At 73.2% G+C, this 13,922-nt stretch carries 11 protein-coding genes; 4 read left to right on the plus strand and 7 right to left on the minus strand.

What is annotated here, in order from left to right; all coding sequences use genetic code 11:
* The 3 genes from AC13HU_RS16145 to AC13HU_RS16155 all read right to left on the minus strand — a co-directional run.
* A partial coding sequence (locus tag AC13HU_RS16145; protein ID WP_483042572.1) for a Trm112 family protein occupies positions 1–148 on the minus strand: 148 nt, incomplete at its 3' end.
* Positions 149–433: 285 nt separating this feature from the next.
* Positions 434–1,819: a phosphomannomutase/phosphoglucomutase gene (locus AC13HU_RS16150; RefSeq protein ID WP_483042565.1), complete on the minus strand. Its 1,386-nt coding sequence runs from the start codon at positions 1,817–1,819 to the stop codon at positions 434–436.
* 77 nt (positions 1,820–1,896) lie between these two features.
* On the minus strand, positions 1,897–2,316 hold the full coding sequence (locus AC13HU_RS16155; protein ID WP_483042573.1) for a DUF3499 domain-containing protein: 420 nt from the start codon (positions 2,314–2,316) through the stop codon (positions 1,897–1,899).
* 337 nt (positions 2,317–2,653) lie between these two features.
* On the opposite strand from AC13HU_RS16155, the gene AC13HU_RS16160 reads away from it, so the two are divergent.
* The gene (locus AC13HU_RS16160; RefSeq protein ID WP_329368991.1) at positions 2,654–3,106 is read left to right on the plus strand and encodes a metallopeptidase family protein; all 453 of its coding nucleotides are present in this window, start codon (positions 2,654–2,656) and stop codon (positions 3,104–3,106) included.
* Between the two features lie 114 nt (positions 3,107–3,220).
* Here AC13HU_RS16160 and AC13HU_RS16165 read toward each other — a convergent pair whose 3' ends face one another.
* The 3 genes from AC13HU_RS16165 to AC13HU_RS16175 all read right to left on the minus strand — a co-directional run bounded on the left by AC13HU_RS16165 (position 3,221) and on the right by AC13HU_RS16175 (position 9,092).
* On the minus strand, positions 3,221–4,690 hold the full coding sequence (locus AC13HU_RS16165) for a DUF5719 family protein (protein ID WP_483042566.1): 1,470 nt from the start codon (positions 4,688–4,690) through the stop codon (positions 3,221–3,223).
* Positions 4,687–8,595, minus strand: coding sequence for a glycosyltransferase (locus AC13HU_RS16170; RefSeq protein ID WP_483042567.1), 3,909 nt, complete (start codon positions 8,593–8,595; stop codon positions 4,687–4,689). The genes AC13HU_RS16165 and AC13HU_RS16170 overlap by 4 nt, the downstream gene beginning before the upstream one ends.
* 233 nt (positions 8,596–8,828) lie before the next feature.
* Positions 8,829–9,092 carry a WhiB family transcriptional regulator gene (locus AC13HU_RS16175; RefSeq protein ID WP_031519519.1) on the minus strand — a complete coding sequence of 88 codons (264 nt, stop codon included), beginning with the start codon at positions 9,090–9,092 and terminating at the stop codon, positions 8,829–8,831.
* A gap of 677 nt (positions 9,093–9,769) precedes the next feature.
* On the opposite strand from AC13HU_RS16175, the gene AC13HU_RS16180 reads away from it, so the two are divergent.
* The 3 genes from AC13HU_RS16180 (at position 9,770) to AC13HU_RS16190 (ending at position 12,667) form a co-directional block, all read left to right on the plus strand.
* Positions 9,770–10,270, plus strand: coding sequence for a cysteine dioxygenase (locus AC13HU_RS16180; RefSeq protein ID WP_483042568.1), 501 nt, complete (start codon positions 9,770–9,772; stop codon positions 10,268–10,270).
* A 79-nt stretch (positions 10,271–10,349) separates the two neighbouring features.
* On the plus strand, positions 10,350–11,306 hold the full coding sequence (gene cofD, locus AC13HU_RS16185) for a 2-phospho-L-lactate transferase (RefSeq protein WP_483042569.1): 957 nt from the start codon (positions 10,350–10,352) through the stop codon (positions 11,304–11,306).
* Positions 11,303–12,667 (plus strand): coenzyme F420-0:L-glutamate ligase, encoded by a 1,365-nt coding sequence (locus tag AC13HU_RS16190; RefSeq protein WP_483042570.1) that lies wholly within the window; start codon positions 11,303–11,305, stop codon positions 12,665–12,667. The genes cofD and AC13HU_RS16190 overlap by 4 nt, the downstream gene beginning before the upstream one ends.
* Positions 12,668–12,713: 46 nt before the next feature.
* On the opposite strand, the gene AC13HU_RS16195 is transcribed toward AC13HU_RS16190, so the two are convergent.
* Positions 12,714–13,571, minus strand: a complete 858-nt coding sequence (locus AC13HU_RS16195; RefSeq protein ID WP_483042571.1) for a DNA-3-methyladenine glycosylase family protein — start codon at positions 13,569–13,571, stop codon at positions 12,714–12,716.
* Between the last annotated feature and the right edge of the window lie 351 nt (positions 13,572–13,922).

The raw sequence follows: 13,922 nt of genomic DNA on the forward strand, positions 1-13,922 counted from the left end.
GCACGGGGATGTCGTCGCGCACGGGGTAGGCCAGGCCGCAACTGTCTGACGTGCACAGAAGTTCGGCCGCGGCGTCGTCCTCACGCAAAGGCGCGTGGCAAGCCGGGCAGGCGAGGATCTCCAGGAGGCTGGGTTCGACGAGCGGCATGGCGGGTCCTCCGTGCGGGTTGCGGCGGTCTGGGGCCGTTGCGGCCTGCGGGTTCAGCCTATCGCCGTGCCCGATAGCGGCGCGGACCGCCTGGTTGCCGGCGTCCACCCGAGGCCGGGCCGGGTGTCGGGCCGCCCGCCTGGCACGGAGTACGGCGCTGCCCGTCATGGGCGAGGGCCCGGCCCCAGGAGCTCCGAGCCCCAAGCGCTCAGGCGCCCGGCCTCCGCTGGAGCCGGCCGAACGGCGCCGCCCGACAACCCTGTTGGCCCCTCTGGGTCGGCGCGGTCAGCCGCGGACGATGGCGAGCACCCGGTCGCGCAGCCGCCCGACCGTAGCGGCGTCGCGGGCCTCGACGTTGAGCCGCAGCAGCGGCTCGGTGTTGGACGCGCGCAGGTTGAACCACCAGTCGGGGGTGGAGACGGTCAGGCCGTCGAGCTCGTCGAAGGTGACGCCCTCCTCCGCCGAGAAGGCGGCCCGTACGGCGGCGGTGCGGCCGGCCTGGTCGGCGACGGTGCTGTTGATCTCGCCGGAGCTCGCATAGCGGTCGTAGGAGGCGACGAGGGCGGACAGCGAGCCGTCCTGCGCGCCGAGGGCGGCCAGCAGGTGGAGCGCGGCGAGCATGCCCGTGTCGGCGTTCCAGAAGTCCTGGAAGTAGTAGTGCGCGGAGTGCTCGCCGCCGAAGACGGCGCCGGTCTGCGCCATCCGCTCCTTGATGAAGGAGTGGCCGACGCGGGTGCGCACCGCGGTGCCGCCGTGTTCGGCGATGACCTCGGGCACCGACCGGGAGGTGATCAGGTTGTGGATGACAGTGGCGCCCGGGTGCTTGGCAAGTTCGCGGGCGGCGACCAGCGCGGTGACGGCCGAGGGGGAGACGGGTTCGCCGCGTTCGTCCACCGCGAAGCAGCGGTCGGCATCGCCGTCGAAGGCGAGGCCGAGGTCCGCACCGGTCTCACGGACCTTCGCCTGGAGGTCGACGAGGTTCTTCGGGTCGAGCGGGTTGGCCTCGTGGTTGGGGAAGGTGCCGTCGAGTTCGAAGTACATCGGCACCAGTTCGACCGGCAGGCCGTCCAGGACGGTCGGCACCGTGTGGCCGCCCATCCCGTTCCCGGCGTCCACGACGACCTTCATCGGGCGGATGCCGGACAGGTCGACCAGGGAGCGCAGGAAACCGGCGTAGTCACCGAGAACGTCGCGCGTGCTGATGGTGCCCGGGGTGGCGGCGCCGGTCGGCAGTCCGGTCGCGGACCACCGCTCGGCCAGGTCGCGGATCTCGGCGAGGCCGGTGTCCTGGCCGACGGGCGCGGCGCCGGCCCGGCACATCTTGATGCCGTTGTAGCGCGCGGGGTTGTGACTGGCGGTGAACATCGCGCCGGGCAGGTCGAAACGGCCGCTGGCGAAGTACAACTCGTCCGTGGAGCACAGGCCGATCTCGATGACGTCCGCGCCCCTGGCGGCGGCGCCGCGCGCGAAGGCGTGCGACAGCCCGGGCGAGGAGGGCCGCATGTCGTGGCCGACGACGATCGCGGTGGCACTGGTGACCGTGGCGAAGGCGGCGCCGAAGATCTCGGCGAGCGGCTCGTCCCACTGGTCGGGGACGACTCCGCGGATGTCGTATGCCTTGATGATCTGCGACAGGTCGGGTGACGCCGAAGAACCCGATGATTGGGGCACTGCACACCTCTGCGTTACGGTCCTGGGCGGTCCGGTCCCGAACAACCTATCCGAGACCCGGTCCTGGGCCCGCGAGGCTACTGATCCGGCGACCGCAGGACCCGCAGGTGCCCGCGCCGGGCGACCTCCACCGGGTCGATGTCGCGCGCGCCGCCGCCCTGGCCGCGTTCGTGCGGGCGGGCTGCTTCCCTGACCGCGTTGGCGAGGGCTTCGAGGTCGTCGCCGCTGGGCCGGACCGGGCCGGTGTCGGTGGCCAGGCGGACGACCTCCCACCCGCGCGGGGCGGTGAGTCGCTCGGAGTGCTCCGAGCACAGGTCGTAGCAGTGGGGTTCGGCGTATGTGGCCAGCGGGCCGAGTACGGCTGTGGAGTCCGCATAGACGTACGTCAGTGTCGCGACGGCGGGGCGGCCGCAAGCGGTGCGCGAACAGCGACGTACAGGGCTCACGAGGTTGGACGGTACCGCACTCTTGAGCGGGCCGCGACGACTCTCCGCCAGGTCACTCGGTCGTGTCGCTTGCGGCCGTTCGGAGTCGGGTACGCCGGATGTACGAGGCTGACCTGCGGCAACCGTCGGAGCGACAAAAGCGGATACCAAGAGTAACGGTATGGCCGCCGCCGTCACGTACGACGGGTTCGCACGCCAGGTGGCGGATATCCGTCACTTCTGTGGCCCGATCCGGTCCCAAGCGCGATCGGATCGGACAGTAACCGGTCACTGTCCGACCGGGCGCGTGGCGTACGGCCGTGGCGCGGCCCGCCCGTACGGCGGCGGGGACGCCGCTGGAGGTGACGCCCTGCTGTGCGCGCCCGCGTCGGGGGCTAGGCTCACGCTGATGGACAGTTCGGCCCCCACTCCCCCGCCCCAGCCCGCGCCTCGGCCGCGGCACCGCGACCGCCACGGCCGCGGCATGCGTGGGCCCATCGCGCCGCCGCAGGTGCCGCTCGCGCTCAGCCGGGCCGACGCCTTCGACGACCTGGTGCGCGATGCCGCCGACCGGCTGGAGCGGCGCTGGCCGCAGCTGGCCGACGTGGAGTTCGCCGTGCAGGACGTGCCCTGGCCGCAGGACGCTCCACCGTCCGACGGCGACCCGGTGCCGCTCGGAAGGCTGATCGGCGCGGCCAAGGACCGGCCGAGCCGGATCGTGGTCTACCGCCGCCCGGTGGAGATCCGCGCGAAGGGCCGCGACGAGCGGGCGCTGCTGGTGCACGAGGTCGTCGTCGAGCAGGTCGCCGAGTTGCTCGGGCTGTCGCCGGAGAACGTCGACCCGAAGTACGGCGAGGAGTGAGCACCCTCGCACCCTGGGCGCGAAGGCGATTGGCACCCTAGGACGCCAGGCATCCCAGGGCGCCGATCGCCCCGAACATGATCACGCGCCCAGGAGGTCAGGCGCTCAGGGACGCTAGGGCTGCAGGACGCGCAGGTCGGAACCGGCCTGCGGCACGTCGACCATCCCCTGGTCGTCCGGCATCGGCTGGATCGTGAACATCGGCACCCCGTCGAGCGGCAGCGCCAGCATCCGGGACGCGTACAGCTGCCCGCCCGACAGCCGCTGCACGGTCACCGCGTAAGCGCCCTTGAGGCCGGAGGGCTGCGGCGGTGCCATGGACACGGTCGAGCCCGCCTTGACGGTGATGGTCTTGCTCGCCGCGCTGCCCGCGGTGGAACCCGCCGACGAGGTGATCTTCACGCTGACGTCCTTGCCGGTGGCGGTCAGGGCGAGTGTGGAGCCCTTCGCGCGGTTGTCGGCGACGGTCGCCTGCCGGTCGATCAGGCCGGTCGCGGGCAGGAAGGCGATCTCCTGCTTGCTGCCCTTGCCGCGGGTGATCCGCAGCGCGGCCACCACCGGCACCGGGGAGTGCGCGGTGCTCGACCCGATGATCAGCGACCCGGCGTCGCCCTTGGTGATGTCCCCGAGATCGACGGCGGCGGTCATGCCGCTCTTGACGTGCAGCGTCTCGTGGCCGGCCGGGGTGATCGAGCCGCTTGAGGTGGCGAGCTTCAGCGTCAGGTCGGCGTCGTCGGAGCCGGGCGCATAGGTGATCAGGCGCACGTCGGTGGCGTCGGCGGGGATGCCCGGCATGACGAGGTTGCCGGCGGGCTGGGCGGCGGCCGGCAGCCAGTCGGTGCCGGCCTTGTTGTCGGTGGCCTGCACGGCCGCGCCGACCCGGCCGCTGCGCGCGATGACGTGCACGGTCAGGTCCTGGACCTTGTCGGCGATGAGCGTGGACAGCAGCACCGGCTTGGAGCTGCCGCCCGGCACCGTGATGCCGTCGCCGGTCGAGCCCTTGAGCTGGCCGTCCTTGCCGTACAGGTCGATGTCCACCACGGCCGGGGTCTCGTCCGGGTTGACCAGGTGTACGTAGTCCTGGCGGCCGTCCTGGGTGCTCGCCCCGGGGAACCAGAACTCGCTGTCGGGGGCGACACACGAGGTGCCGAGCAGGCCGCGGCCGGGGCCGTCGCTCACGACGGTCGTCTGCTGCACGGTCCATCCCGGCGCCAGGGGGCCGTCCGCCGTGCCGATCAAGGCGGGTGAGTCCGACTTGTCGGTGGACGATGTGACGGGCTTGCCGGTGGCGGTGAGCGGCTTGAGCGCCTTGGGCTTGGGGGTGGCGGGCACCAGCGTGGCCTGGCCGCCGGAGGTACTGGCGCCCGAACCGCTGCCGGGCGGGGTGAAGGACGTGTACGTGGTGTCGACGAACTCCGACGTCGACGGCTCGGGGCACAGCAGGGTGCTGCGCTGGACCGGCAGGCGCGACGCGGACGCCGCCGGGGCGGTGTGGGAGTCGTCGCCCCCGGTCATCGAGGCCGCGCCGGTCAGGACGGCGAGCGCGACCACGGCACCGGCCAGGGACAAGGTGCTGCGGTTCACTGGTAGTCGCTCCCATCGCGGCGCTGCTCGCCATCTGCGTAATACGGGGCGGGGTCGACGTAGCCGGCCTGGTCGGGATACGGCTGCCCGCCGTCCTGGCCGTCCTGACCCTGCTGCTCGCCGTACTCCTGCTGCTGCTCGCCGTAGCCCTGTTCGTACGGCGCCTGGGCGTCCGGTGCGGGCTGCTGCGACGCGTAGGGGTCGTAGCCGGGCTGTGCCGGATAGCCGTAGGAGTCGCCGTACGCCTGCTGGTCGTACGTCCCGGGCTCGGCCGGATACGGCTGCCCCCCCTCCCAGCCGGGGCCGCCCTGGGCGTAGGACGGGTCCGGGTAGCCGCCTTCCTGGTAGCGGCCCTCCTGGTAGTTGGTGTCCTGGTAGGCGTAGCCGTCGGCGCCCTCAGAGGCCGCGTACGAGTCGTAGCCGCCGTCCGGGGCGGGATAGCCGGGCTGCTGGTCGTAGTCGGCTTCCTGGGCCGCCTGGGCCTCTTCCCGGGCGGGCGGTACACGGACCGGCAACGGCTCGGCGGGGGTGTCCGGCGACTCGGGTTCGGCCGGCACTGTGGCGAGCGACTCGGCGGACGACGCGGCGGCGCTGTCCGCGGCCTCCGCGTCCGCGGCGGCCTGCAGGCGGCGGGCCCGGCGGCCCTCGCCCGTCGCCTGGCCGGGGATGGCGACGGGGACTGCGCTCTCCGCTTCGGGCAGGTCGTCGTCGATCTCCTGGCGGCGGCCTGGCAGCGCGAGCACGATGACGACGAGCAGCAGCAACGCCTGGACGCCGAGCCAGCCGATGTGGGCGATCGGCTCCTTGTAGGTGACGTCCAGCCGGCCGCCGGTGGCCGGCAGGTCGAAGCCCTGTGCCCAGCCGTCGACCGTGACCGGGGTGAGCGCGGAGCCGTCGAGCGTGGCGTGCCAACCGGAGTTGGCGGTGTCGGCGATCCGCAGCACGCGGCCGGACGGGCCGGCGGGCACCTTGGTGTGTGCCTGGATGCGGCCCGCGGCGACACCGATGGGCTGGGCGCCCTTGCTGGTGATGGTGATGCGGGAGACGTCCTGGTTGACCTGCCACAGCTTGGTGCCGTCGGACTGGCTGAGCCGGGACAGGCCGGGGGTGCTGTCGAGGACGCGGCCGAAGGAGCGGGGCGCGCCCTTGGGTGCCAGGACGTACCGGACCGCGTATCCGGCGAGCCGGCTGCCCTGGTCGGCGCCCGATCCCGCGACGAGGTTGGCCACCACGGTGTCCAAGGCGTGGTCGTGCGGTGCCTCGGCGGCGAGTTCGGCGTCGCCGATCCGGACGCCGGAGCCGCGCACGACGGCGTATTCGACGTGGCCTTCGGTGCCGCTGAGCACCAGGGTGCGGGGCTGGTCGGTGGTGGTGGCCTCCTCGGCGACGAACGCGGGCACCTGCTGCGAGTTGGTGCGCTTGAGCGGGCCGTCGGCGCCGTCGATGACCCAGGTGAAGGCGGCGAGCAGTGGGGCGGCGACCGCGGCGAAGGCGACCAGGGCGGCGACCGGCTGGCGCCAGCCGAATCCGCTGGCGGCGATCCGCTCGTTCGCGCCCTCGGCGCCGATCGCGGCGGCGGCCAGCAGTGCGAGACCGTAGACCAGGGTGGCGGGACCGGCCCAGTCCTTGCCGTTCTCGACGACGGCGAAGAGCAGGCCGGTCAGCGCGGCGGCCCAGGCGACGGCGATGGCGGTGCGGCGGGTGCCGCGCATCAGGGCGGCGAGGGCGGCCAGCACGACACCGATCAGCAGGAAACCGCCGGACGCCTTGGGGCCGCCGGGGCTGAGCAGGAGCAGGTCGAGGCCGGAGGCGGTCTTGGTGGAGTACGGCAGGCCGGCCTCGTTGAGCATGCGCCCAGGGTGCGCGAGCAAGGTCAGCGACCAGGGGGCGAGCAGCACCATCGGGGTGACGACCAGGGCGGCCGAGCGCAGGAGTTGCGGGACCAGCACCTGCTGCTGGCGGCGCACCAGGCGCCAGGCGATCGCGCCGGCGGCGAGCACCAGGGCGATCGGCCAGGTGACGGGCGTGAACGCGGTGGTGAAGGTGAGCATCAGGGCGAGCGCCCAGGTGGCGCGCCAGCCGGGACGGGCGCCGCGCTCGATGGCGGAGTCGCTCAATTGGAGGCCCGCGGAGGAGATCGCGGCGCGCGCCATCAGGGGCAGCAGGATCGCCAGCACGGCGGTGCCGAGGCGACCACCGGCCAGGGCGCCGGTCGCGGCGGGCAGGAAGGCGTAGGCGACCGACGCCCAGGCGCGCAGCAGACGGGACTCGACCAGCGGCCGGGAGGCGAAGTAGGCGGTGACGCCGGCCAATGGCACGGAGGCGACCAGGAACAGGGTCAAGGTCAGGCCGGTGGAGCCGAACAGCACGGTGGCGAAGAGCGCGAGGACCGCGATGTAAGGGGGCGCAGCCTGGGTGCCGCCGTTGCCGAGCGCGTGCCAGGAGCCGGCGTAGGTGTCCCACAGGTCGGAGGCACCGGGGTCGGCCGGGAGCAGGGCGCCACCGGCCAGCGCTCCCCCGCCGAGCAGGCCGCGGCAGGCGGCCAGGGAGACGACGAGCAGGACCGCGAAGAGCACCGGACCCGGTTTGCGGGCGATCCGTTTCAGCCGGCCGAACTGCTCCAACTCCAGGAAGTCGCCGTCCTCGTCGCCGGGCCCGGACTCGACGGCGCCGCCATGACGGCCGGCGGCGGCGGTCGCGGCGTCGGCGCGGCCGGCGAAGTTGCTGACGACCTGGTCGACGGTGGCGCGTACGGTCGCGCCGGGCGGCGGGAACAGGGGACGCAGTTCGGACGGCGGTACGGCGCCGGTGCCGCGCCGGCGGCGGGCGGCGAGCCCGCGGCCGGGACGCAGCAGGACGCCGAGCAGGCCGACGATCTCGTCGACGGCCTGGCCGGGCACCTTGCCGACCAGGTAGGCGAGGGTGCGCAGCAGGGTGCCGACGGCGATGCGGAGCATGACGTACGGGAGCAGCGGGCCGCGGGTGTTGGCCAGGAGGGTGTAGACGGCGCCGGACTTGTCGACACGGTGCGGGTTGACCGCGGAGCGGCCGGCGCAGTCGACGGGCCGGCGTTCGCGGGAGGCGGCCTCGGCGTGCCGCATGACCGCGTCGGGGGCGATCAGGACGGTGTGGCCGGCGGCGTGGGCGCGCCAGCAGAAGTCGACATCGTCGCGCATGAGGGGCAGGCGGCGGTCGAAGCCGCCGAGTTCCTCCCACACGTCGCGGCGCACGAGCATGCCCGCGGAGGAGACGGACAGCACCGGGCGGACCTGGTCGTGCTGACCCTGGTCCTGCTCGCGGCGCTCCAGGCCGGTCCAGCGGCGTCCGCTGCGGGCGATGGAGACGCCGGTCTCCAGGAGCTGGCGGCGGTCGTACCAGCTGCGCAACTTGGGGCCGATGATCGCGGCGGACGGCGACGTCTCGGCGGTGCGCAGCAGGGCGGCCAGCGCCCCGGGGTCGGGCTCGCAGTCGTCGTGCAGCAGCCAGAGCCACTGGATGGGGTCGCCTTGCGGCTCGGCGGGTTCGTCGTAAGCGTCGTCGTTCCAGGTGCGGCTGACGGGGTCCCAGCCGCTGCGGCGGCGCAGGTAGGGCAGGTCGTCCGCGGTCAGGGGCGTGGTGGAGCGGGTGGCCTCCTCGACGGCGGCGCCGAAGCCGGTGCGGCGGGCGAGGTGCAGCACGCGCTGATCGCCGAGGGCTTCGGCGAGCAGCCGGGCGGAGTCGTCGGCACTGCCGGTGTCGGCGGCGACGACGTCCTGGACCGGGCGGTCCTGCGCGAGCAGCCCCTGGAGGGCCTTGGGCAGCCAACGTGCGCCGTCGTGCGCGACCAGCACGGCGGTGACGACGTGGCGCGGGAACTCAGGGGTACCTGGCGGATGGACGGCCGGTGCTGGGCTGTTCACGGACATCGAGGTTCGGGCCCCGGTTCGCTGGACTGCGGTGGACGCATCAACCCACCGTTGGCGGGGCATGCATCTCGGACGGCCCCCCACACTAACGGCTTACAACGGCGCGACCGTCCGGGTGTGGGCACAACAGCGGCCCGCCTGCCGTGCCGGAGGGCGCGGAAGACGGGCCGGATGTGAGGTCTCCGATGGGCGGAAACCGGGTGGGCGGCGGGGTGCCGGCCGTGGTTCGGGGGTCAGACGACGCCCTTCTTCAACCGGCGGCGCTCCCGCTCGGACAGGCCGCCCCAGATGCCGAAGCGCTCGTCGTTGGCGAGGGCGTACTCCAGGCAGTCGGAGCGGACTTCGCAGGCGAGGCAGACCTTCTTCGCCTCGCGGGTGGAGCCGCCCTTCTCGGGGAAAAAGGACTCGGGGTCGGTCTGCGCACACAGCGCGCGCTCCTGCCAGCCGAGTTCCTCGTCGGCCTCTTCAGCCAGCAGCAACTGGAACTGCTCGGTCATGCGCGCCCCTGTCTGTCGTGCTTCCCCGTGATGTTGCCTGCCGTCACCACGTCCGGCGGTCCGGCCGAACGACACGAGTGAAATTACAAGTGTGCCGATCCGGGCCAGTCAAGCCGAGATCTGCTATTGGGCCCGTTATTCACTCCGCTGAACCAAGGAGTGACAGATAGTGTTGATATCGGCCTAAATGACCGCATCCGTCAACCGTGGCCCCAACGGCCAAACGCTCACGTTCCGTCAGACGCTGCGGCGACGGACAACGTTCCGTCCGTTCGAGCGAAGCGTTGCGGATCACATTTCGATCACAGAAGCACAACGTCATACCGGGATGGCGCGTTTCCCCAGATCCGAAAGGCGATCCGCATCAGATCTGGACGGATGCGCCACCTCCTATCCGCACCGCACCGTGCACAAACCTTTCACCATGCGACCCTGCCGGATCGGGTGAAAGTAGTCGGGCATTTCGGACATTCGGTTGACAGGTCACCGCTCCGACCGATTTGCTTGTCCACATGCATGCCGAGCACAACGCGCCCTTCCGGACTCGCCGCCGCGAGTCCTGCTGCGTCGCGCTCGCACAGAGCTGTTGTTGTTCCTCCCGCTGCCGCTGATCCCCTGACCGGCCGCCACGGCCGCCGGCACCTTCCGCATCATGCGCACCCCGAGGAACACACCCCATGTACTCCGACGTATCGATCGCCGGTGACCCGCTCGAACTGCCCCACCTGCTCCCGCCGGTGCCCCAACACCCCTGCACCGTCGCGGAGTTCGCCGGGCTCGCCCGCTCCATCGCCGCCGACCGCGCGCAGTGGGCGCCGCAGGTGCGCTACGACGCCACGACCCGTTGGTACGCACGCCTGCGAACCGGCCCCGGCTACGAGGTGTGGCTGCTGAGCTGGCTGCCCGGACAGAGCAGCGGGCTGCACGACCACGGCCGTTCCGACGGCGTTCTCACCGTCCTGGACGGCACCCTGCACGAACGCGCGCTGACCGCCCGCGGCGAGACCCGCCGCACCCTGACCCCCGGTCACCAGCGCGTGTTCGCACCCGGCTACGTCCACGATGTCGTCAACGAGTCGCTGGACGGCGCCGTCAGCCTGCACGTGTACTTCCCGGGGCTGACCGAGATGACCCCGTACGCGTGCACCCCGGGCGCCCGCACGCCCGCGCAGGCGTAGACCGCCCTCCACTTGCCGGTCGGTCTAGGTCGGGCGGACGGCCGGACGTCCCACGTCGCGGGGCTGACAGACTGGGGCCATGCGAATCGTGGTTCTGGCCGGAGGTATCGGAGGAGCGCGCTTCCTGCGCGGCCTCAAGGCAGCGGCGCCGGAGGCGGATATCACCGTCATCGGCAACACCGGAGACGACATCCACCTGTTCGGACTGAAGGTCTGTCCCGACCTGGACACCGTCATGTACACCCTGGGTGGCGGCATCCACGAGGAGCAGGGCTGGGGGCGGGCCGACGAGACCTTCGCGGTCAAGGAGGAACTCGCCGCGTACGGCGTCGGACCCGAGTGGTTCGGCCTGGGCGACCGGGACTTCGCCACGCACATCGTCCGCAGTCAGATGATCAGTGCGGGCTATCCGCTCAGCGCGGTCACCGAGGCGCTGTGCGCCCGCTGGAAGCCCGGGGTGCGGCTCATCCCGATGTCCGACGACAGGATCGAGACGCACGTACTCGTCGAGGTCGACGGGGAGCGCAAGGCGATCCACTTCCAGGAGTACTGGGTGCGGCTGCGCGCTTCGGTGCCCGCGCACGCGGTGGTGCCTGTGGGCGCGGAGGGCGCGAAGCCCGCACCCGGGGTACTGGAGGCGATCGGCAGCGCCGATGTGATCGTCTTCCCACCGTCCAACCCGGTGGTCAGCGTCGGCACCATCCTGGCCGTGCCGGGTGTGCGCGAGGCCATCGCGGAGGCCGGTGTGCCGGTGGTGGGCCTGTCCCCCATCGTCGGTGACGCGCCGGTGCGCGGGATGGCCGACAAGGTGCTGGCCGCCGTGGGCGTCGAGTCGACCGCGGCGGCGGTGGCGGCGCACTACGGCAGCGGGCTGCTGGACGGGTGGCTCGTGGACACCGTGGACGCGGGCGCCGTCGAGGTGGTCGAGGCGGCCGGCATCCGCTGCCGGGCGGTGCCGTTGCTCATGACAGACCTGGCGGCGACCACGCAGATGGCGCGGGAAGCGCTCGCGTTCGCCGAGGAGGTGCGGGCATGACCACGCCGGCGCCCCGCTACGAGGTGTTCGGGGTGCCCGGGATCGGCGAGGTGCAGCCGGGCTCGGACATCGCCAAACTGATCGCCACCGCCGGCACCGCCCTCGCCGACGGCGATGTGCTGCTGGTCACATCGAAGATCGTCAGCAAGGCCGAGGGGCGCTTGGTGGACGCGGACGACCGCGAGTCTGCGATCGACGCGGAAGCGGTGCGGTTGGTGGCCCGTCGCGGGCCGACCCGGATCGTGGAGACACGGCACGGCTTCGTGATGGCCGCGGCCGGGGTCGACGCGTCCAACACCCCCGCGGGCACCGTGCTCCTGCTGCCCGAGGACCCCGACGCGTCAGCCCGCCGCATCCGGGACGGGTTGCGCGACGCGCTCGGGGTGCGAGTCGGCGTCATCGTCACCGACACCTTCGGGCGGCCCTGGCGCGAAGGGCTCACCGACGTGGCGATCGGCGCGGCCGGGGTACGGGTGCTGGACGACCTGCGCGGCGGCCAGGACTCCCACGGCAACCCGCTGAGCGTCACGGTCACCGCGACCGCGGACGAGCTGGCCGCGGCCGGCGACCTCGTCAAGGGCAAGGCCACGGGGCTGCCGGTCGCGGTGGTACGCGGCCTGGGCGGCGTGCTGCTGGCGACGGAGTCCGACGCGGACGGCAGCGCTGTCGGCAGCGGTCCGGACGAAGGCGCCCCAGGTGATATCGGGGCCCGGGCGCTGGTGCGGGTCGCCGCCAACGACATGTTCCGGCTCGGCACTTCGGAGGCGGTACGGGAGGCGGTGTCGCTGCGGCGCACCGTGCGGGAGTTCACCGACCACCCCGTGGACCCCGCGGCCGTACGGCGGGCCGTGGCCCTCGCGGTGACCGCACCCGCCCCGCACCACACCACGCCCTGGCGGTTCGTGCTGCTGGAGACACCCCAGGTGCGGGTACGGCTGCTCGACGCGATGCGGGACGCCTGGGCGGCGGACCTGCGCGGGGACGGCTTCTCGGAGGAGAACGTCGCCAAGCGGTTGCGGCGCGGGGACGCGCTGCGCAAGGCGCCGTATCTGGTGGTGCCGTGCCTGGTCACCGAGGGCGGCGCGCACGCGTACCCGGACGAGCGGCGGGCGACGGCGGAGCGGGAGATGTTCCTGGTCTCCGGCGGCGCCGGCGTGCAGAACTTCCTGGTCGCCCTGGCCGGCGAGCAGTTGGGGTCGGCGTGGGTGTCCTCGGCGCTGTTCTGCCGCGACGTGGTGCGGGATGTCCTCGACCTGCCGCCCTCGTGGGACCCGCTCGGCACCATCGCGGTCGGCCGCCCCGCGGCGGCGCCCGCGCCCCGGGCCGAGCGGGCGGCCGAGCCGTTCCTCGTGGTGCGCTGACCGCCGCCGGCCGGCGAAGTACCGTCCGCGGCCGGCCTGTTCGGCTTCAGTGGTGGCGGGGCGGGGCCATCCGCGGCGCGCGCCGCGGCGGTCCGGGCGCGGCGAGCAGGATCAGCCGGGCGGCGCGGTGCCGCTGGCCTGCGTACGGGGCCAGCAGGCGCAGCATCGTCTCGTCGTCGGAGCGCGGCTCGCCGGTGAGGGCGTAGCCGATGTGATGCGGCAGGTGCAGGTCGCCGACGGTGACGGCGTCGGGGGCGCCGTGGCTGCGCTGCAGGGTTTCCGCGGCGGTCCACGGCCCGATGCCGGGGATGGTCTGGAGCAGGGCGGAGGCGTCTTCGGCCGGGCGGTCGGCGAGGGAGTCCAGGCGGGCGCCGAGGCGTACCGCGCGCAGGACGGCGGAGGCCCGCTTGTTGTCGACGCCGGCGCCGCGCCAGTCCCAGGACGGCACCCGGGCCCAGCCGCGCGGGTCGGGCATGACCCGCATGCCGCGCGGTACGTCGGCGCCCTGCGGCCCCGGGGCGGCCTCGCCGTGCTGGAGCAGGAGCAGTCGCCAGGCGCGGTACGCCTCGATCGTGGTGACCTTCTGCTCCAGTACGGACGGGATCAGCGATTCCAGTACCAGGCCGGTGCGGGTCAGCCGCAGTCCGGGGTGCCGCCGGTGGGCGGCGTGCACGATGCGGTGCCTCGGTACGAAGGCGGACGGGTCGTCGTCGGCGCCGAGGAGGGCGGGGAGGCGGTCGAGCAGCCACGGTGCGCCCGGGCCCCAGGCCGTGCCCTCGATCGCGGCCGGGCTGCCGGTCAGTCGCAGGGTGCCGGGGCCGGCGGGGGTACGGCTGGCCCGCCACACCGTGCCGTCGGGGGCGATCCGGAAGGCGGGGTCGCCGCCGCCGCGGCGCAGCGGCATCAGAGTGCGGCGTACGTCGAGGGGGGCCGGGGGTACCCACGTGCGTGTACGCCCCGGCGTACGCGTCTGCGTCTGCGTAGGGGCGGTCGCCTGCGCGGCGGCGGTCCGCCGGGGCGCGGTCTCTTCGGGCACCCCGGAAGGGTATAGGGCGCCGCCGGACGGACCGTCGCGAATGTTCCGGTTCGGGCGAGGAGTGGCCGCCGGGGGTACGGTTCCGACTCGCCCCCGGGGTTGCCGGGGACCTCGCCGTATGGGTTCCGGTTCGCTCCCCGGCAACCCCGCGGGCCACACCACGCGCCCACGCGGCGCCAGCCGCACAACAAGCACAGCCCCTCGCCCCTACGGAAACCC

This window comes from Streptomyces sp. NH27 (assembly GCF_056859195.1).